The organism is Enterococcus sp. AZ088 (assembly GCF_051714845.1).
GTDB classification, from domain to species: Bacteria; Bacillota; Bacilli; order Lactobacillales; family Enterococcaceae; genus Enterococcus; species Enterococcus faecalis.
Genome location: NZ_JBIOSQ010000001.1, coordinates 1,086,241 through 1,110,316, shown reverse-complemented (window position 1 = coordinate 1,110,316; position 24,076 = coordinate 1,086,241). Strand labels below are relative to the sequence as shown.

Here is a 24,076-nt window from a genome sequence, read left to right as displayed (position 1 = left end):
GGCTCGGTGTTTTGCTCCTAATGTCTTTTCTTATAAAACCATAATTGAACTTTTTCAGAAATGGTTGATAAATGTTGGAAAGTTGAGTCTGCTGCAAAGAAAAGAATGGCTAAAAGTAACAAGGCTGTTGGCGATACCGAAGTTAACGAGAACAAGTTTTTCATGGAAATACTTGTAATAACCATTCCGATTAAACAGCCAATCATTACGCGCTTGCGGTAACGATTCATTGGTGAACTAATTTTATAAAGAACCATAAAGCCGACTGAAACTAGCAACAATGTTGCAGTCGTTGAAATGTCCGTTTTTTGAAGTGCAAGAATATCACCACAAATTAGTAAAGCACCGACTACTAACATATCCGTTAACCCACCAGGAATTGCTTTTGATAACACATTGAAAAGAAATTTCCCTTCAATGCGACGATGATTTGGTTCCAAAGCTAGAAATGTCGAAGGAATACCAATTGTAAATAAACTAATCAATGTGACTTGTGTCGGTTGTAAAGGATATGTCACGGCAAAAATCATAGCAAAGACAGACATCAGCAAGGAGAAAATATTTTTTACAAGGAATAAACTTGAAGAACGTTCAATGTTATTAACTACTTGGCGGCCTTCAAAGACAACCTCCGGCATCGTTGAAAAATCAGAATCCAACAACACAACTTGCGAGGCTTGTGCTGTAGCTTGATTTCCTGAAGCCATGGCAATACTACAATCTGCTTCTTTCATGGCTAAAATATCATTGACTCCATCCCCTGTCATCGCCACTGTATGATCTAATTTTTTCAACAATAGTACAAATTGTTTCTTTTGTTCTGGCGTGACACGACCAAAAACGGTGTATTTTTCTAAAGCTTCTGTCTGGGCTTCCATTGTAGTTAATGTTCGCGCGTCCACATAATTTTCAGCACCAATAATGCCTGCCGCTTGTGCTACATTGGATACTGTTAAAGGATTATCGCCAGAAATGACCTTAATGGCCACATTTTGTTCAGCGAAATATTCAAAAGTTGCTTTGGCTTCTTTACGAATCGGATTCCAAAGAAGAATGTAGCCTAGAGGTTGAACCTCTGCTGCCAACGTTTCCTGAAATTCTCCTAAATACTTTCCGAACACCAATAAGCGATAGCCTTGACTTGTATAATGTTCCACTTCAGATTGATACATTTCATAATTGTCTCTCAAAATCATCTCTGGCGCCCCAAGAATATACGTCGCTTCTGGGAAAGTCACGCTACTAAATTTTTCGACAGACGAAAACGAGGTATAGCTAACGGCTTCCCTCTGATTATTAGTAACAAAAAATTCTTTCATCGCTTTCATCGTATCATTGTCTGCTGACATTGTTCGGCAAAAATCGCCAATTAATTTTTCGACATTGGTTAAGTCTGTACCATCATTTTCGATACTCGCCACAGGAACCAACTCTTGGACTTCCATCGTGTTTTCAGTAATTGTTCCTGTTTTATCTACACATAACACATCGACACGTGCTAAGGATTCGATACTTTTCATGTTGTGCAATAAAACGCCGCGCTTCGCTAAGCGCATTGTGCTGGCAGCTAATGCAACGGTTGTTAAAAGGTACAACCCTTCTGGAATCATCCCAATCAAGGCAGCTTCCATGGAGACAATGCTGTCATGAAGCCCTTGATGGTTGATGAAATAACTTTGGAAAAATAGAACACAGCCGATTGGAACAATAATAATCCCTACCCATTTCACCAAACGGTTAATGGAACCGACCATCTCTGATTGTTCCCCTTTTTTAATTGATTTCGCTTCAAGCGTTAATTGATGAACATAGGCCTCAGCGCCAATTTTATCAATTCTTGCATAACAAGAACCTGACACAATAAAGCTACCTGACAAAAGTTGACTATCTGCTACTTTGGTAATCTCATCAGATTCCCCAGTTAACAAGGATTCATTCACACGGACTTCACCAGATAAGACAATTGCATCCCCAGAAATCTGTTCACCCGATTTAAAGAGCACCACATCATCCAAAACCAGTTCATCTGGCGAAATTTCTTGTTCTTGGCCATCCCTTACAACGGTTACTTTTGTAGCGTTTAGAATATTTAAGCTATCTAATACTTTCTTCGACTTAATTTCTTGGTAAATTCCAATGACCGTATTAATGATTACTACTGGCAAAAAGGTCATATTTTTATAAGATTGTACCAGCATTAATAACACACCTAGTACCACAAAAATTAAGTTGAAATACGTAAATACGTTATTAATAACAATCTGTTTCGTTGTGATAAACTCTGTATCGACGGCGGCATTGACTAAGCCTTTTCGCTGTCTTTCTTCAACTTGTGCGGCCGTCAAGCCTTGTTTATCTTCTGGATAATAGCGTTCCGCGTTAGCAGTCACTGCTATTGGTTCATTTTCTTGCATTTCTTTTTTTCTTCTCAAACACATCACCCCTTGTTCTAGTCGACTCTTTCATCGTCTCCTTCTCTCCCACAGTATAGCACTGAATAAAAATTTAGATAACAACTAGCGCCCAACTATAGAAAAAAATTATACATTTCCTAAACATTGTCATTTTCAGGAACAAGCTAACGCAAAACCTTTTCATTTACTTGTTTTTCCTTTACTATAGTAAAGAAGAAATATCAAGAAATGAGGAACAATTGATGGCACAGAATCACGTAATTAAAGTTAGTAAAAAAACATTAGCAGAGATGACCACTGTTTATCAACCCAATCGTTTAAATAAAACGGTCCCTTATACTGTCTTTGTGGCCAAGGTTGGCACCACTACCATCACTGCTTATCAATCAGGTAAAGTCATGTTTCAGGGACCTCAAGCTGAAAAAGAGGCCGCTCGTTGGGAAGGAACGAGTACCACACCACAGAAAAAAGTTTCTGCCCAGACTACTACACTGCCTGCTGATTTTGGCAACTGGTCTGTGATAGGTTCCGATGAAGTCGGTAATGGCAGCTATTTTGGTCCTGTAACTGTCTGTGCTGCCTATGTTGACAAAAGCATGATTAGCAAACTAAAAGCATTGGGTGTTCGTGATTCCAAAGAATTAACCGACCCACAAATTATTCAATTGTCACATGTCATTAAAGAACTGATTCCTTACAAGTTATTAATCGTTGAACCAAAAAAATACAATGAGATCCAACCAAACTACAATGCTGTACACATGAAAGTCGCTTTGCATAACCAAGCGATTTATCTGTTGCTACAAGAGTTGGCTCCCACAAAGCCAGAAGGGATTTTGATTGACCAATTCACCCCTGAAAATAACTATCGGAAATATGTTCGTAATGAAAAAAATCAAGTCACTGAAAAATTGTTCTTCGTCACTAAAGGAGAGCAGTATCATGTTGCCGTTGCTGCCGCCTCTATTATTAGCCGCGCTGCTTTTTTAGAAGAGTTAGACAAAGAATCTGCAGAATTGGGTTTCTCTGTGCCCTCTGGTGCTGGCAGCAAATCAGACCAAGTAGCCGCCCGTATTTTGAAAAAAGGCGGCCTAGACTTATTAGCGAACTACGCGAAGCTGCATTTTGCAAATACCCAAAAAGCCCAAAAGTTACTATAAAATAAACACCAAGCAAAAGTCCCAATGCCGATTAGCGGCGCTGGGACTTTTGCTTGGTGTAAAAAATTATTTTTCAATTTCGATAAACAGGACTTTTAAGTAATTACCTTCTGGAAAATTAGGATTCACTTGAAAGTCTGCCGGTAATTGATACGTGTCCGTAATCTTGTAACGAACATTTTTCTCTTGCAAGGCAGTAATCACCATTTTTTTATATTTGGCTAAGGATAAATTTGCCGCATTGGTTGAGGCAATAAGCGTTCCCTTATCCGTTAAAATATCAATAGAATCTTTCACTAGCTCCCCATAATTTTTAGCAACGGAAAAAACTTTCTTTTTGTTGCGAGCAAAACTCGGCGGATCCAAAATGATCATGTCATAACTCAAGCCTTTACGTGAAGCATATTTAAAGTAGTCAAAAACATCCATGACAATAATCTTTTGCGGGGCAAGATTTAAATGATTGACTTCAAATTGCTCAGTCGTTTTCGGTAAGCTTCGTTTAGCTAAATCCACACTAGTGGTGGCCACGGCACCCCCCATAGCGGCAGCTACTGAAAAAGCACCTGTATAACTAAACATATTTAAGACTGTTTTCCCTACTGCAAAACCATCTACTAATCGACCACGAACTTCTTTTTGATCTAAAAAGATGCCTGTCATTAATCCTTCGTTTAAATAGGTAGCAAATTGAACGCCATTTTCAGTGACAAGTAATGGCTCGGGTGCTTGTTCGCCATACAAAAACTGTGATTCGGGTAAATTTTTTGTGGAAAAGCGAATCTTTTCGTAGGCACCAATAATGTCAGGGTAAACTGTGCGAAACGCCGTCAAAAGTTCGGCTTTTTTCTGATAAAGGGTTTCATTATACCATGAAAAAACGGCGTAATCTGCATAGCGATCGATAATTAGACCCCCAATGCCATCCCCTTCTCCATTAAATAATCGATAAGCGGTTGTTAGCGAATCCTTTTCAAAAGACGTCCGCTTCTTACGACTTATTTCAAAGAGTTGTTGAAAAAAAGATTGATTAATTGGTCCATGCCATGACAGCAACCAACCAATTCCTTTATTTTGTTCGCCTAAATATCCTTCGGCTAAACGCTGGCCTTTACTATCAATCAAAGTAAGCCAATCTGTTGGCAACGGCGCCGGCACTTGTTGCAAATCTTCTTTCTGAATTAAAGGATATCCTTTTTTAAATTTATGTTCTGCTTTTTTAGTTACTTGAAGTTTCATTCTGTACACCTACTTTTCAAAGTCCTATCTAGTATAGCAAAAAAAGGCCCATCTGTCTTTAAAGGATTCAAGCTTCACGTCATTTAACGAACTAAAAAGTTTAAGGAAATAGTAAGTTTTCTTTAACATCACCATTCCTCACTTCGGTAAGAATTGACATAAAATTTGTGAAAGAGTAAAATTAAAGCGATATTGTAAAATACGAAATTTACCTAATTTTACTTTTATAGAATCATCGTTTAGAAAGGACGTTTATTTTGAAAAAATTATTTAAAACAAATATTTTGAACACGCGACTGGGGTTATTCTCGCTAATCGCCATCTTACTGTGGCTAAAAAACCTCTTTGCGTACGCCGTTGATTTCCATTTACGTTTGGAAAATATTAACGAGTATTTCATACTCTTAATTAATCCAATTGCCACAACGGTCTTTTTATTAGCCATCGCTTTGTATGTTCGCCGTAAAAAAGCTTCTTATATTACAATGATGATTATTTACTTCTTGATGAGTTTACTGCTCTTCTCAAATGTCGTGTATTATCGAGAATTTACTGACTTCATCACAGTTAATACGATGCTTGGTGCTGGCAAAGTAGCTAGCGGTCTTGGCGAAAGTGCCTTACGTCTCTTTAGACCTTATGACGTCATTTATTTCTTAGACTTCATTATTATTGGCGTATTATTATTAACGAAAAAAATTAAAACAGATGCGCGTCCAGTCCGCGCACGTGTAGCAGTCTCTGTCACACTCCTTTCTGTTGTCTTTTTCTTATTCAATCTATTTATGGCTGAAACAGAACGTCCCCAATTATTAGGACGTCAATTCTCTCGTGACTATATCGTGAAATTCTTAGGCTTAAATGCCTTTACCGTGTACGATGGCATTACAACTTACCAAACAAACCAAGTCCGTGCCGAAGCTAGTGCTAACGATATGAAACAAGTTGAAGATTACGTGAAACAACAATATGCGGCACCCGATGATAGTAAGTTTGGTATTGCAAAAGGCAAAAATGTAATTTATATCCATTTAGAAAGTTTCCAACAATTTTTAGTTAATTACAAATTAAAAGATGAAAATGGCGTAGAACACGAAGTCACACCATTTATCAATAGTCTTTACAATAGTAAAAGTACCTTTAGCTTTGATAACTTCTTCCACCAAGTTGGTCAAGGAAAAACAAGTGATGCCGAAACGTTACTTGAAAATTCACTATTTGGTTTAGACCAAGGTTCACTCTTTACACAAGTTGGTGGGAAAAATACGTTTGAAGCAGCACCCGATATTTTAAAACAAACGCAAGGTTACACTAGCGCTGCTTTCCACGGAAATGCCGGTAACTTCTGGAATCGGAATGAAACCTATAAACGTTTAGGCTATGACTATTTCTTTGATGCTAGTTATTATGATGTTAATTCAGATAACTCATTCCAATATGGGTTACACGATAAACCATTCTTTAATCAATCCGTTCAATATTTAGAACATTTACAACAACCGTTCTATTCTAAATTTATTGCTGTATCCAATCATTATCCTTATTCTCAATTTACAAACGATGAAGCAGGATTCCCAATTGCAAAAACCTCTGACGAAACAATTAATGGTTACTTTGCAACAGCGAATTATTTAGATAAAGCGGTCGAAGAATTCTTTAACTACTTGAAATCTTCAGGTCTCTATGAAAACTCAGTCATTGTTCTTTATGGCGATCACTATGGGGTTTCTAATTCAAGAAACCAAAACTTAGCAGAGTTAGTAGGTAAAACCAAAGCAGATTGGAACGATTTTGACAACGCCAATATGCAACGTGTTCCTTATATGATTCACGTTCCTGGTCAAGAAAATGGCGGTGTGAACCATACGTATGGCGGCCAAGTTGATGCCTTACCAACCCTTCTACACTTGCTTGGTGTCGATACGAAAAACTACATTCAGTTAGGCCAAGATTTATTCTCTAAACAACACAATCAAATCGTTGCTTTCCGCAACGGCAATGTTGTAACACCTAAATATACTATTTTAGGTTCTAGCATTTACGATACTAAAACAGGCACTTTAATTACAGAGCCAACCGAAGAAGTTAAGAAAGAAGTCGCTGATTTAAAAGCCAAAGCGACGAAACAATTAGAAACGTCTGACCAAATTACTAACGGTGACTTGCTTCGTTTCTATACCAATAGCGGCTTAAAACCAGTTAACCCAGAAGACTATGATTACAAGAACCAATTGCAACAACTGGAAGCAATTGAAAAAGAAAAAGGTGAAAAATCAACGAGTGTTTACAGTAAAAACAATAATAAATCAACCGTTGATGAATATCACACTGACAGTTATCAAGGCTATCAAAAAACTGGTAAATAAATCTTCAAAAAGCTTGAGCAATTTGCTCAAGCTTTTTTGCTACTTTTTCATAATTAATTCATATTATTTCACTATACTAAAGATAGTTTAGAGAGGTGAAAGTTGATGAGAAGTGTCCGTTACGCTACAGCTAGTAGTTTTTATCATAAAAAAATCACGTTAATCACTGCACTCTTCTTCTTCCTGTTCTCTTTCTTATTGACTGGGCTGTTTAACTTAATTGATTTTGAAAAAGAGTTTTTACGAACGATGCCAGACTTTGTCGATATTGAAAAACAAACTAGTTACCATTACCAACTGATCCAATACTATTGGCACCTCTATCTAGGTAGTGTCATTTTCTTTGGTGTTACTTTTCTTCTGTTGATGTATGTGACATTACGCATAAAAAAGGAAGAAATACATACATGGTATCACATGCACTTTTCAAATATGTATGTCACCAAACAGCTCTTACTAGAGTTATGTTTACCGGCTCTATTAGGAATTTTCAGTTTTTTACTTTTCACTTTAATGTTTCAAGAAACGTATAATACTGTTCTTTGGGCTGCTCGTGATGCTATTTTACAGTGGTCTCATTTGGAAACTCCAGCATTTTTAGCTAAAAGTACCGACCAGGATGTCACGATTACAAATATCCAGCATTTAGGGATTCAAACGATCCAAGCGTTTTCTTTTGATTTTAAAAGTATGCAGTCGCTTTATACAATCCGTAATTGCTTTGTTAACTGCTTAATCTTGCTTGGCATTCCTCTTGTTTGCGGGACTCCTTTCACATTGATTTATTTACGCACACATCAGAAATAAGGGAGGGATTTTCTATGAATGTCACACCATCATTCAAAAAAACAACCGAAAAAAAATCCTCATTCGACGCGTTAGCTTTGCGAGAAGTTTATGGAATCATTTATTCTGCTCCAGAACAAGAACTCGCATTGGCCGATTTTTTCCAAACAAACCAATTAACCATTACTAGGCTTTCTTCTAGTGAAACCTTTCTGCCCTACTTGCCATTAGAAGAAAATTTATTTATCGCTAGTACGATCAAAGAACGGGATCGAAAAGTAGTTCTAGCCGAAGCTTTCCAGGTGTTCCAATTAGAACCTGCCTTACTTGGTCGTTCATTTACTTCTTTTACGACTTTTGAAAAAATTAAAATGCGCATAATACAACTTTTGCTTTCAAAAACAAGTACGTTAGTGATTGATGACATCTTTTCTTCATTAACGATTGGACAACGTCAAGAAATTTTACCTCAATTAAAAATAGCAGTTCAAAAAAGAAACAAGCGCTTGCTATTTCTGACAAAAGATCCACAAATTATTGATAGTCCCTATGTGCACCCCCTGTCTCTACATGCGTTATTAAACTAAAAAAACGTCTGGCACTGATTGTGACCAGACGTTTTCTTTAGTTTTCAGTGATTTCAACATCAGGAAATGAAATAATAAATGTGGTGCCTTTACCAGGTTCACTTTCAACATTGATTTTTCCTTTATGCAAGCGGACCAATTGTTGAACGATTGGTAAGCCTAATCCTGATTCTCCATATTTCGTATTTTTACGGGATGGATCTACTTTGTAATAACGATCCCAGATATTCAGAATTTGCTCTTCCGTCATGCCGATTCCTGTATCAGAAATACGGACAATGGTTTCTAAATAGCCTTTTTCTAAAGCAATATGAATTTCGCCATTTTCAGTAAATTGGATGGCATTTTGAACAATATTGACAACTACTTGAACGAAACGATCATAATCGGCATACACATCAATTGGTTCGGTGGTGTCTAAATACAATTGATTACCGGCGGCTTCAGCTTTGGCCGTTAGTTGAGTCACAATATTTTCTAAAGCTTCTGTTCCGTTGAACTTCTTCACAACAATTTGAATCTGGTTGGTCCGAATTTTTTCATAATCAAGATTTTCATTGACTAAGCGAATCAAGCGAGCGGTCTCATTTTGCATCAGTTTAATCGCATTCTCTTTTTGATTTTCAGGAATAGCATTATACTGCAATCCCTCTAACAAGCCATTAATAGTTGTTAAAGGCGTCCGCATTTCATGAGAGGCATCCGCCATAAATTGACGACGGCGCTCTTCTTGCCGATTGATTTCTTCTTGTGATTCTTTTAAAGATGCGGCCATTTTATTAAAATCTTCTGCTAGGTCATCAAATTCATCTTTGTCATGGACCGGTAATTGAATATCAAAATTTCCACTAGTAATTTCTTTGGTGGCTTTACGCATCCGATTAATTCGTTTCACTTGGAAAGTCGCAAATAGATAACTTAGTAACAAGGCAATCACACCAGAAAAAATAAAGCCTTTAATCAAGTTTTGTGTCACGGACTGGACACTTCGGTCAACGTTTTTGGCAGGTTGTGTAATAACGAGTGAACCAATAATCACTTTTTTATCAGAAGACTGATTTGATGCATACACCGGTAACATTACATAGGACGAAGTATTTCGGGCCCCGTAAATATCAATGTTTTCTGTTGCATAAACACGATTGCCTTTCATGATTTGATCCCAATTTTTATCGATTAAGGAAAAGTCTAATTTTTTTGTGCTATCAACTGGTGGGTACTGCACTTCGCGGTCCTTGTTAATAAACACAAATTGCACATCTTGCTTCTGGAGTACGCGCTCAGTCAACTGAAATGAATAGGATAAAACATCTCGATCCGAAACGCCTGCGACATTAATAAAAAAGTCACGTGTTTCTAAAGCCGATTCTGCATAACCATATAGCTGTTCATAGTTATTTTCTTGCATTGTGCGCTTGGTCAATTGTGTGAAAGACGTTCCGACAATGAGAATAATCAGAGCAATCACACCTATAAAAGCAAGTAATTGTTGATACAAATACTTCATTAAGCAACACCTGAATCGTCGAATTTATACCCTACGCCCCAAACCGTTTGGATGACTTGAGGACCCACTTTTTCAATTTTTTGTCGTAATTTTTTGATATGGGCATCAACTGTCCGTTCATCGCCAAAGTATTGATAGTCCCAAACCAATTCTAGTAGTTGTTCGCGTGAAAAGACTTGGCGTGGTTTTTTTGCTAAAGTGTATAGCAAATCAAATTCTTTAGGTGTTAAGCCTTCAATTAATTGATTATCTAAATATGTTTCTCGTGTTTTCGTATTCATTTTAAAATGATCCGTAATCACATCAAATGTTTCATCTGTATTCTCAGACGTATCATGCGCAGCCTCTGCCACCTCGGCACGACGATGTAGAGCTTTCATCCGTGCAATCAAAGTTAATGGACTAAATGGTTTTGTCACATAATCATCCGCACCCATTTCAAGGCCAATTACTTGGTCACTTTCAGAATCACGAGCGGTCAACATAATAATGGGAACATTGGCTGAAACTTTGCGAATTTCACGACAAACAGCCATCCCATCCATACTAGGTAAGTTTAAGTCTAACGTAATCATGTCCCATTTTTCTGGCGAAGCAAGAAAAGTCGCCAATCCTTCTTTGCCATCATCTTTAAAGGTAGCTTCCCACCCTTCATTTAAGAAAAACATTTGCATCATTTCTGAGACGGATTCATTGTCTTCAATCATTAATATATTCATTTCATTCACTCCTTATTCACTTTTCATAAAACTGCTCTATTGTAGTATACTCTAAAATTGAATTTGTACCAACCGATTCTATATTTCTTCAAAAATCCTTTACAGAACCATCAAAAATCACTTTTTTTCCTACTCTTTTAAAGAAAACGAAAGGAACCCATTGTCTTTTCAGAAAAGTTTGTTAAAATAACAAGCGTAGAGAGGATGTTAGGGTATGGATAAAATGAAAGCTATTACTTTTTTTGATTTAGATGGAACTTTGTTAGATGGAACATCGCAAATTACTCCTGAGATTACCGCAGCAGTGGCGGCCTTGAAAGACAATCAAATTTTACCTTTAATTGCGACAGGACGGACCTTGTGTGAGATTCAGCCAATTATGAAAGCCAGTGGCATTGACTCAGCGATTGTAATGAACGGGCAATTTATTCATTATGAAGGAAAAACGATTTATTCAGATGAATTTACAACAGAGGAATGTGTTTCACTGCATGAACATGTCAAACAGCGTGGTCATGAATTGGCTTTTTACAATGAGCGCCGTATTTTTTGTACAGGGCATACTGGCACAGTGAAACAAGCCTATGACTATATTCATTCAGCTGTTCCAGAAATTGATCCCACAGGTTATGAGAATGATGCCGTCAACATGATGTTGGTCTTAAGTCAACATGGCGATGATGATGAATATTACTATGAGCGATTTCCTGAATTAACCTTTTATCGCAATGGTCCTTTTTCAATTGATATTGTTCGTAAAGGGGTCTCTAAAGGCTCTGGTGTCAAAAATCTTTTTAACACCTTGGGATTAAACGGCATTCCCACTTATGCCTTTGGTGATGGCATCAATGATTTGGCGCTGTTTGAGGCCTGTGATTATGGAATTGCCATGGGTAATGCGCGAGAAGAACTAAAAGAAAAAGCCACCTTTATTTCAACTAAAAATACTGAGAATGGCATTGTTAATGGCTTGAAAAAATTTGATTTACTATAAGAGAAAACTACCTTCTTCTATTGATGTACTTTAGAAGAAGGTAGTTCTTTTGTATGTTCATTTTTCTTTTTCTGCTGAGCACAGAGAGCTACTCCCACTACTTGAATCAGCAAAATCGCTCCCAACAAACAACTTAATACGATGTTTCCTGATAGGATTGTTCTTCTGATTAAAATAATTAATACAACACTGCTAATTCCGTAGAGTAACCATTGGTTGTCCATTTTTATTGACCCCTTTGTTTTTCTATGTTTAGGATAGGATGTTTCCTACTAAAATGCAAGGAAAGATCCTAGATTCTTACAACTAACCCATAATTTTTACTAATTCCTTATTTGTTTTCATTTATTCTTAAGATTCGTTTCATTTTTGTAAAAAATCACACTTTTTTTCTATCTCTGTTTTAAATTGCGTACAGTTCTTAAAAAAAATGATACACTAAAAGTGAACTCGAAATGAAAGGAGCCATTCCTTTGGTTAATAGCGAAAAAAGAAAACAATTAATTATTGATACATGCATTTTAGCTGGAAAAATTATGCTGGAAAGCGGATCTGAAGTATATAGAACCGAAGATACAATTACTCGGATTGCTACAAATGCTGGCGAGCCAGAGAGCGTTTGTTACACGACGGCTACAGGGATTTTCGTGGGCTTTCGTTCCAGTAATTATACGCAATTAGAAAACATTCCCCAGCGCTCGATTAATTTGGAAAAAGTTAGCCTTGTCAATCAATTATCAAGAGAATTTGCGCAAAAAGAGATTACTCTACCAGAGCTTTATCAGCGCTTAACTCTATTAGAAACAGATACCCCCACTTTTTCAATTTCGTTACGCTTGTTAGCAGCCGGAATTGTTAGTTGTACGTTAATGTACATTTTTGGTGGCACTTGGCAAGATTTTATTGCAACTTTTTTTGTTGGCGTGATTGGGTATGCCAGTTATCTTTTTACCCAAAAGTTATTCCAAGTTCCTTACCTCGATTCATTCGCAGCCGCTTTTGTCATTGGTTTGTTGGCCTATTTGGCTGTGCATTTTCGCTTAGCAGTCAACATCGATAATATTATTATTGGTGCGGTAATGCCGTTAGTTCCAGGTGTGGCGATTACGAACTCTTTTCGCGACATTTTAGCGGGCCACCTCATCAGCGGGACGGCGCGAGGGACAGAAGCTATTTTTATTGCTGGGTCTGTTGGCCTGGGAATTGCCTTGATTTTTAAATTATTTATGTAAGGAGTGTTCAAATGGAACTAATTTTTCATCTTCTCTTTAGTTTTTTAGCAACTGTGACGTTTGGTATTATTACGAACATTCCTCGTAAAGCACTGGTGGCTTGTGGCATTACTGGCATGACAGGCTGGATGATTTATTATGTCTTAACGCAAACTTTTGATGCTAGTCAAACCTTTGCAAACTTTTTAGGAACGGTCGGGTTAGGAATCGCTAGTATCTTTTTTTCCCGTTACAAAAAAATGCCGATGATTATTTTTTATATTCCGAGTTTGGTTCCTTTAGTGCCAGGAGGCCCTGCCTATCAAGCAGTTCGGAGCATTTTGTTAGGAAATATTGATGACGGTTTGCAGTTGATTTTAAAAGTTGTCTTTACTGCTGCAGCCATCGCAGCGGGCTTTATGGTGACATCGCTACTGGAACGAATTGTCAAACGTTTTTTCCCCAAGCGACTCTTCCGATTGGTCAAAAAATAAAAAAACAAGCTCATTTTCTGAGCTTGTTTTTTTATTCTACTTCTTCAAAGAACAGCAACAAATCTTGTAGCGTTAATTGTGCTTTTTCAGCAGCGTTTAAATCTTGAACAATTTTACCTTTTTGTAAAACAATTAAACGATTGCCATATCGTAAAGCATCTTCCATTCGATGGGTAATCATTAAACAAGTTAAGTTCCCTTCTTCAATCCGTTGTTCCGTTAAGTGCATCAACTGCTTGGATGTTTTGGGATCTAAGGCAGCAGTATGTTCATCTAAAAGTAATAATTCTGGTTTTGTGATAGTGGCCATTAATAAACTTAAGGCTTGGCGTTGACCGCCAGAAAGGTTACCTGTCGGTGTATCCAGATGATTTTCCAAGCCATTGCCAACTTCTTGACAGATTTTTGTAAACAAGGCGCGTTGCTCATTTATCTTCCGTAATGTTAAGGGACGTTTTTGTCCGCGTTTCATGGCAAGCAATAAATTTTCTGCCACAGTCATTCTTGGTGCTGTCCCCATTTTAGGATCTTGAAAAACACGCGCTAGAGATTTGGCCCGTTTGACTTCAGAAAGATTGGTGCGATTGACTCCTTCAATTAAAAATTGTCCCTCTGTTAGTGTCAAAGTTCCTGCTAAACTATTGAACAGCGTACTCTTGCCTGCGCCATTTCCACCTAAAACAGTAATGAAGTCCCCAGGATAAATGGCTAAGTTCACATGATCCAAAATCACTTTTTTTTCATTCATCCCATTATCAATGATTTTTGTCGCATTTTTTAATTCAACAACTGGTTTCATTTCGTTTCCCCCTTATCAGAAAAGCCGTGTAGGTGTAATGCTTTTTTCAATTGTGGGATCATTAAACAGATTGCTAAAATCACTGCTGAGAAGATTTTCAAATACGTCGTATCAAAGCCTAATTTAATCACTAATAAAATCAATAGTTGATAAATAATACTCCCTACAACAATCGCCATCAGCCGTTCACCAAACGTTAATTCTCCAAACAGTACTTCACCAATAATGAGTGAAGCCAAGCCAATCACAATGACACCGGTTCCTTTACTTACATCCGCATATCCATCATTTTGGGCAATCAAAGCGCCAGATAAGCCAATCAAGCCATTCGATAAAACCAATCCTAAAATTTTCATGCGATCCGTTTGAATGCCAATCGAGCGAGCCATTTCTTCATTGTCACCTGTCGCAATATAGGCTTGTCCTAAACTAGTGTTAAAGAAAAATAACAGTAAAATCATTACCACAGCCAAAACACTAATCCCTAAAAAAATAGTATCATAATAATCTGGTAAGGCCATTTTTTGAAAAACATCTTGAATCTTCGGTTGGTTTAATAAAGACTTATTTGGCGATTTCATCACAAATAAAATCACGGAATTTAAACCAGACATCACTAAAATTCCTGCTAAAATAATTGGAATTTTTCCTTTTGTAAATAGTAAACCAGTCACTAAACCGGCAAGCATTCCTGCTCCGACCCCTAAAAGAGTCGCTACAAATGGTGAAACCCCTGTTGTAATGGCAGTTACACAAACCGCCCCTCCTAACGGAAATGAACCTTCTGTGGTCATATCTGGAAAATTTAAAATACGATAAGTCATAAAAATACCTAGTCCTAACAAGGCCCATAACATTCCTTGTCCAATTGCTGAAACAATCATCGCTTCTCCTACTTTCTTTGATAATTAGTTAATCAATTTCGATTTTTTTGCTAACTCTGCGGGAATCGTAATTCCTAACTTTTGAGCTTGTTTTTCATTGATAATTGTGTCGCCTGTATTAAAGGTATAAATGGGTGTAGTTGCTGGTTGACTTTTTCCAGACAGAACCTCTGCTGCCATTTTGCCGGCTTGTACCCCCAACGCATGTTGATTAATCCCAACAGTTGCTAAACCGCCTTGTTCTACCATTGTATCCACCGAAGGAATAATCGGCGTCTTGGTTCGATTTGCTTCTCCGACTACCGTTTGCATAGCATTAGCAATCGTATTATCAGTTGGTATATAAATCACATCTGTTTCCTTAGTCATCACTTGAACCGTTTGTGCTATTTCATTACTTGATGGCACAGCATATGTTTTCACTGTCAATCCTTTGGCTTCAGCTGCTTTCTGCGCTTCAGCTACTTGGTATCGAGAGTTTTCTTCTGAGGAAGCATAGAGAATACCTATTTTTTTGGCAGCTGGTATCAATTCTTTTAGTAAATCCATCTGAGCTGACAAAGGAGATTGATCACTAACACCCGTGATATTACCGCCTGGCTTTTGATTGTCTTTCACCAATCCTGCACTAACAGGGTCCGTAATGGCGCCTAAAATGATTGGGATTTCTTGGGTAGTGTTGGCTAACGCTTGCGCAGCTGGCGTGGCGATACCAATTAAAACGTCTGCCTTTTTTTGTACTAATTGTTGACTCATGATTGCTAACTTACTCTGGTCGGCTTGACCATTTTGAAAAATAATTTCTAAGTTTTTGCCTTTGTCATAACCATTTTCCTTTAATCCTTCTTCGACACCTTTATAAATTTCGTCCAATGCGGGGTGACTGACAAACTGCAAAACCCCTACAGTAACTGTTTCTTTCTTTGAATTCGTCACTTTTTGATTCACAAAAAAAGCACCAATTAAATAAATAGCTAATAAAGACACGACAAACGTTAAACGTTTATTTTTCATTTTGCATTCTCCTAACTGCCCTTTTGTTTGGCAACTTTTTCTTTTTAATAATAAAACCATTATCTATAGGGCGTTTCTTCCGTTGAAAGTGAAACTGAGATTCGTAATCCTCTACTTAGTCAAAATCCTAGGAACACTTTTTTACAAATGTCAGGATTTAACTGCGACGAGGATCGCAACTTTGTGAGAATCGCAGGAGTACTTTTTCTACGAATGGGACAACGTTCTCTTCGTTCACCTTGTACTACTCATCACTCTTGAAGGCCAAACTGCGGCGAGTATACGCAGCCTGCATCTACTCTGTCACTTCGTGCCAATCGTAGTGATTCTACGAATGTGACAACGTTCTCTTCGCTCACCTTGTACTACTCATCATCTACTCTGTCACTTCGTACCAATCGTAGTGATTCGTAGCAAAAAACAACGACTTATCCTAAGTGTTTAGGAGTGGTCGTTGTTTTTATGCAAAACAAAAACCACATAGATGGGTCCTCTATGTGGTCGTTTTTTCTTCTTGAATATAACCAGCATAGATACACTTTTTAGAATAAGTCTTCTAAAGTTGTATCTATGAAAGAATCATACATACAACTATCTACGCCAGTTTTGCCATGATTGGTGCATTTCTTTTACGTTAGATAATTGTGTCATGTATTTTCCCTCCTAGTTATGTTGTTAAAGGTAGTCTACACTATATTGATTTTGTTCGTCAAGAAAAAGTTTTTATTTTCTTGCATTTCTTTTACTTCTAAAAAACGAGCCACTCTTATGAGAGGCTCGTTTTTCTTTATTTCAGCATATTTACCACTTAATTGTTTCGGTTTCTTTCAATTTTCACGGGAACTTTAACTGCTTGTTTTTGCGATTGAATCAGCCATAAACTTACTAAAATCGTCATTGAAATTACTAATGCCATCGAAAATCCCCTCTTTCTAATTCCTTAAAACTTTCTACAATCTAAGTTTAACATAGCTAGCTATTATTCACCAGTTTCTGGTACTGTATCAGTGCTTTCTGTCGTCGTTTCAGTAGATTGAGCAACGCCAGTCGTGCTGGTCGTCGTCTGTGTTTCAGCGGTCTTTGCTGCTTCTTTTTCAGCTTCTTGGGCCGCCTTTTGTTGGTCTTTCAAAACGCCAGCCATCGGTAATCGATTTAATTCTGGTATTAATTGTGTTTTTAAATCCATAGATTTTTCGACAACCGTCCGTGTCTTTTCTTTGCCATTTTCAAAGAAAACAAGCGTGATCTCATCGCCGCTAACATTGTATTGCTCTTGTGCTTTGCCAGCATTATAAATTAACGGATAGATATACAGCGAACGATGAAATTCATTCATTTTATCTGAATTAAACAGCTTCACCATTTGATCGTATTGCTTGCCAGATGGTTTAGCAAACATGACTGACATGGCTCCTGTTTCTTGGATTTTCTTGTCTGCTGTTTTGTAATCTAAGACACTGACTTTCTCTGATTTGATGGGTCCTGCGACTAACGATTCAACTTGAGCAGCTCGAATATTTTTTTGCATCGTTGGAATAAAAATGATTGAGCCAATTATTAATACTAATGCTACAATAGCGGTAATCATTAACAGTTTTCTTTGTCTTAATTCATAAAGTGCCTCTTTTAGTTCTTCCATAAAATTATTCAACTTCTAATCGCTCCTCGCTTTTAGTTCTTATCTATTATACTAATCATTTTCTTTCTTGCCTACCCTTGCGCTTTAATTACTAAAAAAACCAGCAAACTTCCCCAGCTTTCTAAGGAAAACCCAACTCCTTTTTAACAAGCTTCTTTCTTAAATTCAAAAACTCCGCTATAATAAAGCTATTAGTCGGAAAGAAACGAGGGATTTATTATGTCATTTGATGGCGTATTTACTCATAGCATGGTTCATGAGTTGACAGAAACACTCGTAAGTGGTCGGATTTCAAAAATCCATCAACCTTATGAAAACGAAGTCGTTTTAGTCATTCGTGCGAAAGGTAAAAACCATAAATTATTATTATCAGCACATCCTAGTTATGCGCGCATACAACTATCTACAATTACCTATAGCAATCCGGAAACACCTCCTAATTTTGTGATGATGTTACGAAAATTTCTGGACGGTGCCATTTTAGAAACGATTCAACAAATAGAAAATGATCGCGTGATTCACTTCACCTTTTCAAAAAGAGATGAACTAGGTGACTTACAAAATATTGTTTTGATTGTTGAATTAATGGGACGTCACAGTACAATCGTTTTAGTTAACCAATCTTCTGGAAAAATCTTAGATGCGATAAAACACATTGGAATGAGCCAAAATAGTTATCGTTCGTTGCTTCCTGGAGCAACTTATATTGAACCGCCAAAACCAATGGGACTTAATCCGCTCACGGCCTCAAAAGAAGAAGTCTTTGCGCTTCTTTCTACAGCTCCTGAATTAAACGGACGCTATTTACAACAACATTTCCAAGGTCTAGGCAAAGATACAGCAGACGAATTAAGTGCCCGTTTACTTGCACAACCAAATGAAAAAATGGCCATCTGGACGGAATTTTGGTCCTCAGTCACTGAAGCTGTTGTACCGACATTAACCGTCACTGAAAAAAAAGAATATTTTACGCCCATTCCTTATCAATCATTAGTTGGTGAACAAACAACGTATCCGACACTCAGTGAATTACTAGATGCCTTTTATTCTGGTAAAGCAGAGAAAGACCGTGTCAAACAACAAGGCGGCGAACTAATTCGCAAAATTGAAAATGAACTAAAAAGAAATCAAAAGAAACTTAAAAAATTACAGCAAACCTTAGCCGATACAGAAAACGCTGAAAATTACCGTCGCGACGGAGAACTATTAACAACCTTCATGGCACAAGTTCCAAAAGGAGCCACCGAGGTGGAATTACCAAATTATTATGAAGAAAATGCACCGTTGCGTATCTCGCTAAATCCTGCACTTTCACCTAATCAAAATGCACAAAAATATTTTCAAAAATACCAAAAATTGAAAAATGCTGTCCGAGTTGTTAAGACACAAATTCAGCAAACACAACAAGAAATTTCTTATTTAGAGTCAGTTGTGGCACAACTTGAAATTGCGACACCAATGGACATTGAAGTGATTCGTGAAGAACTGATTGAACAAGGCTATTTAAAACGTAAAAAAAATAAAAAACAAAAACAGCCAAAAAAAAGCCAACCCGATCTTTTTTATGCTACAGATGGCACACCTATTCTCGTTGGAAAAAACAATTTGCAAAATGATCAATTGACTTTACGAACCGCTAAAAAAACTGATTATTGGCTCCATGCCAAAGATATTCCTGGATCTCATGTAATTATTCGTGACGCACATCCTAGCGAAGAAACCCTTACTGAAGCCGCACTTCTAGCAGCTTATTTTTCAAAATATCGACTTTCTTCACAAGTGCCTGTTGACTATGTCCAAGTAAAACATGTGCATAAACCCAATGGAGCAAAACCAGGTTATGTGATTTATGAAAACCAACGAACGTTATATGTGACGCCAACAGAAGAATCAATCAAAAAAATCCAGCAAAATAAGGCTTCTGCTTCCTAATTATATTAAACTAAAAAACAACGTACTGCTGATTGATCGTGCGTTGTTTTTTTTGCATTGGCAAAAACATTTATCAAGTGATAAATAACACAAGTAAGCTCAATTAGTTTACAAACTAGCTATTTCTCTCTATACTGACTGTTGGAGGTGAAATTCATGGTCTTTTTACACATTATTTTTGGGATGTTTGCCTTTATTGGCGCTTTAGGTTTAGGTGTCGCCTTCCGCGATAGCTTTACAGAACTTTCAACACCAAAGAAAGCAGCGATTATTTTATCTTACGTAGGTGCGATTGGTTCAACAGTCCTAGGGTTCACATCAGCAACAAAAAATCCATTTGTTTTAGCTGCAACAGTTGTCTTAGTTGTCGCCTTTTCTATTGCTCTTTTCAAAAAAAGCAGTAAAGAAACAAGCAAATAACAAAACCTTTGAAGAGCGGCATAGCGACAAGCTACCCTCTTCCTTTTACATACTATTTAAAGGAGTGAGGCAAATGTCTCTGACTATTTCTGAAGAAGTAAAACAACGTTTAGCCCCTTTCTTAACTGAAACGAACACCTTCTTGTTGGTAGCAAATGACGGCTCTAATCCTTATTCTTCCGCAGAAGGTTGTTGTATGATTGGCGATCGTTTCATTATCGTTCCTGTTGATCAAGCAGAAGCGCCTTATACCGAAACAATTGCTAATGATTCTTTTCACGTGTATACTTCAACGTATGACCAAATGTTTTTAACAGGGCATTTACAGCTAGTGATTCATCCGAATGCGGGAACCATTACTTTAAAAAATGAAAGTGGCATATTAGATAGTAATGTGGACATTTATCAACACTAAAAAAGCAAACAAAACGTTTACGCGTTTTGTTTGCTTTTTTAGTGTTGAAAGGCTTGAAAGGTAGTAATGATTACGTACATCATCCCCGATGCAATAATCGGACCAGCTGCAATTCCTTTTAAAAAAACGACGCCAAGAATCGTTCCAAAAACTAAGGCCACCGTAATCTCAGGCGATTGATTAATTAAACCTACTCCTTTTGAGGATAAAACAGCCACCAGAATTCCACAAAGTATCCCCAGCCATCCCATCGGTGTTTTGAATGATTGAATTAAATCCTTTAAGCCAATTTGTCCTGTAGCAATCGGGACTAAAATGGTAATTGAAATAATTGTGACGCCTAAATTAATGCCTTTATCTGACAACCACGACATGATTTTCGCACTATTTGGTAAAGCTTTTAAAGCAAGCACAACAACTGACGCAATTAATAAACTTTGATTTTTTGCAACAAACGCAATCAAGGCAATCAGTAGTAAAAAAAGCCAACTTTCCACTGGTTGTCCTCCTTTCTGATTTGGTTCTTTCGTTAACCAAACTTTCTTGTCTTTCCTATTTTAGCAAAGAACCTCTTTAATTACCATTCAGCTTCAGTAATTATTGTCTTTTTCAACCGAATCTTGCTTAGAAAAAACGAGTTAAAAATTAATTTTTTCTCATAACAAGCCTTTTTCTCTTTGAAAAATTATTTTATGAAGTATACTAATATTAACTATAAAGTAGTTTACTTGCATTTATACTGGATATTCGATATCCTATTTAAGGCTCTTCAATTGAGCGAGCATCACAAAAGACATTTTAGTAGCAATTCTTGGGGAAGTAGTGCTACTAAGATGTCTTTCCTTTTTTTATTTTTACTAACAATATACGTTTCTTATATTAAAATTCACAACTCTTTATAAATAAAAGCGCCTGCCCCACAGTTGTCTGGACTGTGGGGCAGGCGCTTTTCAAGTCATTTAAACACGCTTTAGTTTTCTTTCAAACGATAAACACTTGGACTTGGGTTAAGAAAACCTGCTTCTAAAATTTCGATGTTAGTTAATGCTTGCTCTTTAGTTACTAGTTGCGGTGCACCATTTTTCAACGTTTCATAGACGGCATCATAATAACGACCGTAATCACCTACAGGCGTTTTAATTTGTTTTTTAATCCAGTCGCCATTGCCATTACGGTAGGTCACTTCTCCATAATACATTGGTGAATCTTCTCCAAAGCCTGGTGCATCCGGCATGATTCCGGCTTTTAAATCATTTTCTTGTTGATCTTCGCCATATTTGATGAACGAGCCATTGCTGCCATGAACAATAAAACGTGGATACGGACTAGCGACAGAATGATTCGTTTTAACTTTTACTTTTAATTTTGAACCATAATGTAAATCAACGTCAAAATAATTATCGACTGCCTCGCTCACTTCATTATTACGAATATCATAAGTGACTTGATCTGGACGCCCGAAAAGAGCAATCATGCGATCCATTAAATGAATGCCTAGTCCGTAAAACGAACCATTTTCTTTAGGTCCTTGTTCCGTGATACTTCCTGGTCGATAATAATCAATATGCGTTTCCACTTCATTGATTTCTCCTAAAAAGCCTTGCTCTACTACTTGCTTCATCGCTAGGTAATCGCCGTCGAAACGTCGATTTTGATAAGGCATCACTACTACCCCTTTTTCTTGCCCTAATGCAAATAATTCCTCTGCGTGTTCTAACGTATCACAAAATGGTTTTTCCACAATCACTGATTTACCAGCTAAAATGGCTTGTTTGGCTAAATCATAATGTGTATGCGCAGGCGTACAGATTGTGATCAATTCAATTTCTGGATCCGTCAATAATTCATTAAGGTCAGTGGTAAAATTTACGCCTTTTTCTTTAAAGGGCGCTGCTGCTTTTTCATTAACATGTAAATCGAAAATCGTTTTCACTTCTAGTGTTTCTCGAATCATTACGTAAGGTAAATGGTAGCGGTTGGCACTTTTACCAAATCCAATAAACCCCATTTTTACTGTCATATTTTCCACACTCTTTTCTTATAATTAGATAAGTCCATTTGTTTCAATGACTTTTTGATACCAATAATAACTGTCTTTCGGGATTCTTTCTAAGGAACCTTTTTGTGTTTCATCTTGATCCACATAGACAAAACCATAACGCTTTTGATAGCCGTTAAGCCACGACAGTAAATCGGTGTAACTCCATGTACAATAACCAATAACTGAAACGCCATCCGTAATCGCCTCTTGAATCGCTTGGATATGGCTTCGCAAATAATCAATGCGATACGTATCGTGAATTTGTTTATCTTCTGTTAAGGTATCATATTCGCCTAACCCATTTTCAGTAATTAAAATAGGCACTTGATAGCGACTAGCTAATCGTCGTAAGGCAATTCTCAAACCTTGCGGGTCAATGGCCCAATCCCAGTTCGTTCGTTCAACATATGGATTATTTACTTTTTTAAATAAACCCGGTACCCCAGATTCCGTTTCAGAACCCTTTTCACCCGTTGTATTCATCTTCCCTATTCCAACACCATCTAATGGATTAGCAGCAACCGTATCCGTCCGATAATAATTAATACCTAGAAAATCAGGCTTGGCTGAACGTAGTAACGCTAAATCGCCCTCTTTTATCGTTGGGGCCACACCTTGCTCCTGTAAGTAATTTAATGCGGCAATTGGGTATTCTCCCCAAAGATAGACATCTAACCAAAAATGCGACAGCAAATCTTCTGCATTTTCAGCCGCTAAAACATTGGCAGGATGCGCATCAACGGCATAAACAGGCGTATAAGCAAAGCTAGGGCCAATTTTGCCAGGCATTTCTAATTCATGAAACGCATTAATCACTGCTGCATTGGCTAAATTAGCAATATGATTGGCCTCATACATCCGTTTATTGTCTGTTACGCCGGGAGGATGCACGGCTAATTGATAACCTAACGAAGTAAACACATTTTGTTCGTTTAAACTAATCCAATAGCGAACTTTGCCACGGAAAGCGTCAAATAAAATTTTCGCATAGGCCACAAAATCAGCAATAATTTTTCTTGATTCCCAGCCACCATATTCTTTTTGCAAAACAGCTGGCAAATCCCAATGATATAAAGTTACCATTGGTTCAATTCCTGCCGCTAATAACTCATCAATTAAATCTGAATAAAATTTCAGTCCCGCTTGATTTACTTGACCACGTCCTTCAGGTAAAATTCGTGTCCATGCAATCGAGAAACGATATGCTTTTAAACCTTGTTGTTTCATTAAAGCCACATCTTCTTTAAAACGATGATAATGATCGACGGCTAAATCGCCAGTTGTCTCTTTGAACGTTTTTCCTGGTAGCCGAACAAATTCATCCCAAACAGATGCGCCTTTGCCGTCTTCATTCCAAGCACCTTCTACTTGATAAGCTGCCGAAGCAGAGCCCCATAAAAAATCTTGCGGAAATGCTTTTAGTTGGTGATGTTCCATTGTCATACCTCCCTCTTT

General features: G+C 37.4%; 22 protein-coding genes and 1 pseudogene. 11 read left to right on the top strand and 12 right to left on the bottom strand.

Annotated elements, in window-relative coordinates:
• Nucleotides 1-17: 17 nt before the first annotated feature.
• The gene (locus IGL17_RS05545) at nucleotides 18-2,438 is read right to left on the bottom strand and encodes a cation-translocating P-type ATPase (RefSeq protein ID WP_016617894.1); all 2,421 of its coding nucleotides are present in this window, start codon (nucleotides 2,436-2,438) and stop codon (nucleotides 18-20) included.
• A 218-nt stretch (nucleotides 2,439-2,656) separates the two neighbouring features.
• Between IGL17_RS05545 and rnhC the strand changes: the two genes are divergently transcribed.
• The gene (rnhC, locus tag IGL17_RS05540) at nucleotides 2,657-3,574 is read left to right on the top strand and encodes a ribonuclease HIII (protein WP_002382224.1); all 918 of its coding nucleotides are present in this window, start codon (nucleotides 2,657-2,659) and stop codon (nucleotides 3,572-3,574) included.
• Nucleotides 3,575-3,640: 66 nt separating this feature from the next.
• Here the strand turns inward: rnhC and IGL17_RS05535 are convergent, their stop codons facing one another.
• Complete coding sequence (locus tag IGL17_RS05535; RefSeq protein ID WP_002410029.1) at nucleotides 3,641-4,813, bottom strand: class I SAM-dependent rRNA methyltransferase; 1,173 nt, start codon at nucleotides 4,811-4,813, stop codon at nucleotides 3,641-3,643.
• A 257-nt stretch (nucleotides 4,814-5,070) separates the two neighbouring features.
• Here IGL17_RS05535 and IGL17_RS05530 point away from each other — a divergent pair, with 257 nt between their 5' ends.
• From IGL17_RS05530 to IGL17_RS05520, 3 genes are all read left to right on the top strand, one after another.
• On the top strand, nucleotides 5,071-7,179 hold the full coding sequence (locus IGL17_RS05530) for an LTA synthase family protein (protein WP_002357869.1): 2,109 nt from the start codon (nucleotides 5,071-5,073) through the stop codon (nucleotides 7,177-7,179).
• 105 nt (nucleotides 7,180-7,284) lie between these two features.
• The gene (locus tag IGL17_RS05525) at nucleotides 7,285-7,986 is read left to right on the top strand and encodes a hypothetical protein (protein WP_002357870.1); all 702 of its coding nucleotides are present in this window, start codon (nucleotides 7,285-7,287) and stop codon (nucleotides 7,984-7,986) included.
• A gap of 14 nt (nucleotides 7,987-8,000) precedes the next feature.
• Nucleotides 8,001-8,552, top strand: coding sequence for a hypothetical protein (locus tag IGL17_RS05520; RefSeq protein ID WP_002360506.1), 552 nt, complete (start codon nucleotides 8,001-8,003; stop codon nucleotides 8,550-8,552).
• Nucleotides 8,553-8,589: 37 nt separating this feature from the next.
• Here the strand turns inward: IGL17_RS05520 and IGL17_RS05515 are convergent, their stop codons facing one another.
• Nucleotides 8,590-10,059, bottom strand: coding sequence for a sensor histidine kinase (locus tag IGL17_RS05515; RefSeq protein WP_002366540.1), 1,470 nt, complete (start codon nucleotides 10,057-10,059; stop codon nucleotides 8,590-8,592).
• Nucleotides 10,059-10,778: a response regulator transcription factor gene (locus IGL17_RS05510; RefSeq protein WP_002381953.1), complete on the bottom strand. Its 720-nt coding sequence runs from the start codon at nucleotides 10,776-10,778 to the stop codon at nucleotides 10,059-10,061. The genes IGL17_RS05515 and IGL17_RS05510 overlap by 1 nt, the downstream gene beginning before the upstream one ends.
• A gap of 214 nt (nucleotides 10,779-10,992) precedes the next feature.
• On the opposite strand from IGL17_RS05510, the gene IGL17_RS05505 reads away from it, so the two are divergent.
• Nucleotides 10,993-11,772 carry a Cof-type HAD-IIB family hydrolase gene (locus IGL17_RS05505; protein ID WP_002363786.1) on the top strand — a complete coding sequence of 260 codons (780 nt, stop codon included), beginning with the start codon at nucleotides 10,993-10,995 and terminating at the stop codon, nucleotides 11,770-11,772.
• A gap of 17 nt (nucleotides 11,773-11,789) precedes the next feature.
• Here the strand turns inward: IGL17_RS05505 and IGL17_RS05500 are convergent, their stop codons facing one another.
• A complete protein-coding gene (locus IGL17_RS05500) occupies nucleotides 11,790-11,996 on the bottom strand; it encodes a hypothetical protein (RefSeq protein WP_002357875.1) in 207 nt (68 codons plus the stop codon).
• Nucleotides 11,997-12,227: 231 nt separating this feature from the next.
• Here IGL17_RS05500 and IGL17_RS05495 point away from each other — a divergent pair, with 231 nt between their 5' ends.
• Nucleotides 12,228-13,004: a threonine/serine exporter family protein gene (locus tag IGL17_RS05495; protein WP_016617893.1), complete on the top strand. Its 777-nt coding sequence runs from the start codon at nucleotides 12,228-12,230 to the stop codon at nucleotides 13,002-13,004.
• 11 nt (nucleotides 13,005-13,015) lie between these two features.
• The gene (locus IGL17_RS05490; protein WP_002357877.1) at nucleotides 13,016-13,477 is read left to right on the top strand and encodes a threonine/serine exporter family protein; all 462 of its coding nucleotides are present in this window, start codon (nucleotides 13,016-13,018) and stop codon (nucleotides 13,475-13,477) included.
• A 31-nt stretch (nucleotides 13,478-13,508) separates the two neighbouring features.
• Here IGL17_RS05490 and IGL17_RS05485 read toward each other — a convergent pair whose 3' ends face one another.
• Genes IGL17_RS05485 through trpX form a run of 3 tightly spaced genes read right to left on the bottom strand, consistent with a single transcriptional unit; the run spans nucleotide 13,509 to nucleotide 16,174 of the window.
• Nucleotides 13,509-14,276, bottom strand: coding sequence for an ABC transporter ATP-binding protein (locus IGL17_RS05485; RefSeq protein ID WP_002357878.1), 768 nt, complete (start codon nucleotides 14,274-14,276; stop codon nucleotides 13,509-13,511).
• A complete protein-coding gene (locus IGL17_RS05480; RefSeq protein WP_002361674.1) occupies nucleotides 14,273-15,160 on the bottom strand; it encodes an ABC transporter permease in 888 nt (295 codons plus the stop codon). Before IGL17_RS05480 ends, IGL17_RS05485 begins: the two co-directional genes overlap by 4 nt.
• Nucleotides 15,161-15,184: 24 nt before the next feature.
• Nucleotides 15,185-16,174, bottom strand: a complete 990-nt coding sequence (gene trpX / locus IGL17_RS05475; RefSeq protein WP_002391629.1) for a tryptophan ABC transporter substrate-binding protein — start codon at nucleotides 16,172-16,174, stop codon at nucleotides 15,185-15,187.
• Nucleotide 16,175: 1 nt separating this feature from the next.
• Between trpX and IGL17_RS05470 the strand changes: the two are divergent.
• A pseudogene (locus IGL17_RS05470) lies at nucleotides 16,176-16,720 on the top strand (hypothetical protein).
• A gap of 433 nt (nucleotides 16,721-17,153) precedes the next feature.
• Here IGL17_RS05470 and IGL17_RS05465 read toward each other — a convergent pair.
• On the bottom strand, nucleotides 17,154-17,813 hold the full coding sequence (locus IGL17_RS05465; RefSeq protein ID WP_002386659.1) for a hypothetical protein: 660 nt from the start codon (nucleotides 17,811-17,813) through the stop codon (nucleotides 17,154-17,156).
• A gap of 219 nt (nucleotides 17,814-18,032) precedes the next feature.
• Here IGL17_RS05465 and efbA point away from each other — a divergent pair, with 219 nt between their 5' ends.
• From efbA to IGL17_RS05450, 3 genes are all read left to right on the top strand, one after another.
• Nucleotides 18,033-19,745, top strand: a complete 1,713-nt coding sequence (gene efbA, locus IGL17_RS05460; RefSeq protein ID WP_002407011.1) for a fibronectin-binding protein EfbA — start codon at nucleotides 18,033-18,035, stop codon at nucleotides 19,743-19,745.
• A gap of 156 nt (nucleotides 19,746-19,901) precedes the next feature.
• Nucleotides 19,902-20,165, top strand: coding sequence for a hypothetical protein (locus IGL17_RS05455; protein WP_002381957.1), 264 nt, complete (start codon nucleotides 19,902-19,904; stop codon nucleotides 20,163-20,165).
• A 73-nt stretch (nucleotides 20,166-20,238) separates the two neighbouring features.
• On the top strand, nucleotides 20,239-20,580 hold the full coding sequence (locus IGL17_RS05450) for an iron-sulfur cluster biosynthesis family protein (RefSeq protein ID WP_002391631.1): 342 nt from the start codon (nucleotides 20,239-20,241) through the stop codon (nucleotides 20,578-20,580).
• A gap of 38 nt (nucleotides 20,581-20,618) precedes the next feature.
• Here the strand turns inward: IGL17_RS05450 and IGL17_RS05445 are convergent, their stop codons facing one another.
• The 3 genes from IGL17_RS05445 to IGL17_RS05435 form a co-directional block, all read right to left on the bottom strand.
• Nucleotides 20,619-21,077: a DUF441 domain-containing protein gene (locus IGL17_RS05445; protein ID WP_002357887.1), complete on the bottom strand. Its 459-nt coding sequence runs from the start codon at nucleotides 21,075-21,077 to the stop codon at nucleotides 20,619-20,621.
• A gap of 473 nt (nucleotides 21,078-21,550) precedes the next feature.
• On the bottom strand, nucleotides 21,551-22,600 hold the full coding sequence (locus tag IGL17_RS05440) for an oxidoreductase (RefSeq protein WP_010712336.1): 1,050 nt from the start codon (nucleotides 22,598-22,600) through the stop codon (nucleotides 21,551-21,553).
• A 24-nt stretch (nucleotides 22,601-22,624) separates the two neighbouring features.
• Nucleotides 22,625-24,058 carry a glycoside hydrolase family 1 protein gene (locus tag IGL17_RS05435; protein WP_002375063.1) on the bottom strand — a complete coding sequence of 478 codons (1,434 nt, stop codon included), beginning with the start codon at nucleotides 24,056-24,058 and terminating at the stop codon, nucleotides 22,625-22,627.
• Nucleotides 24,059-24,076: the final 18 nt, after the last annotated feature.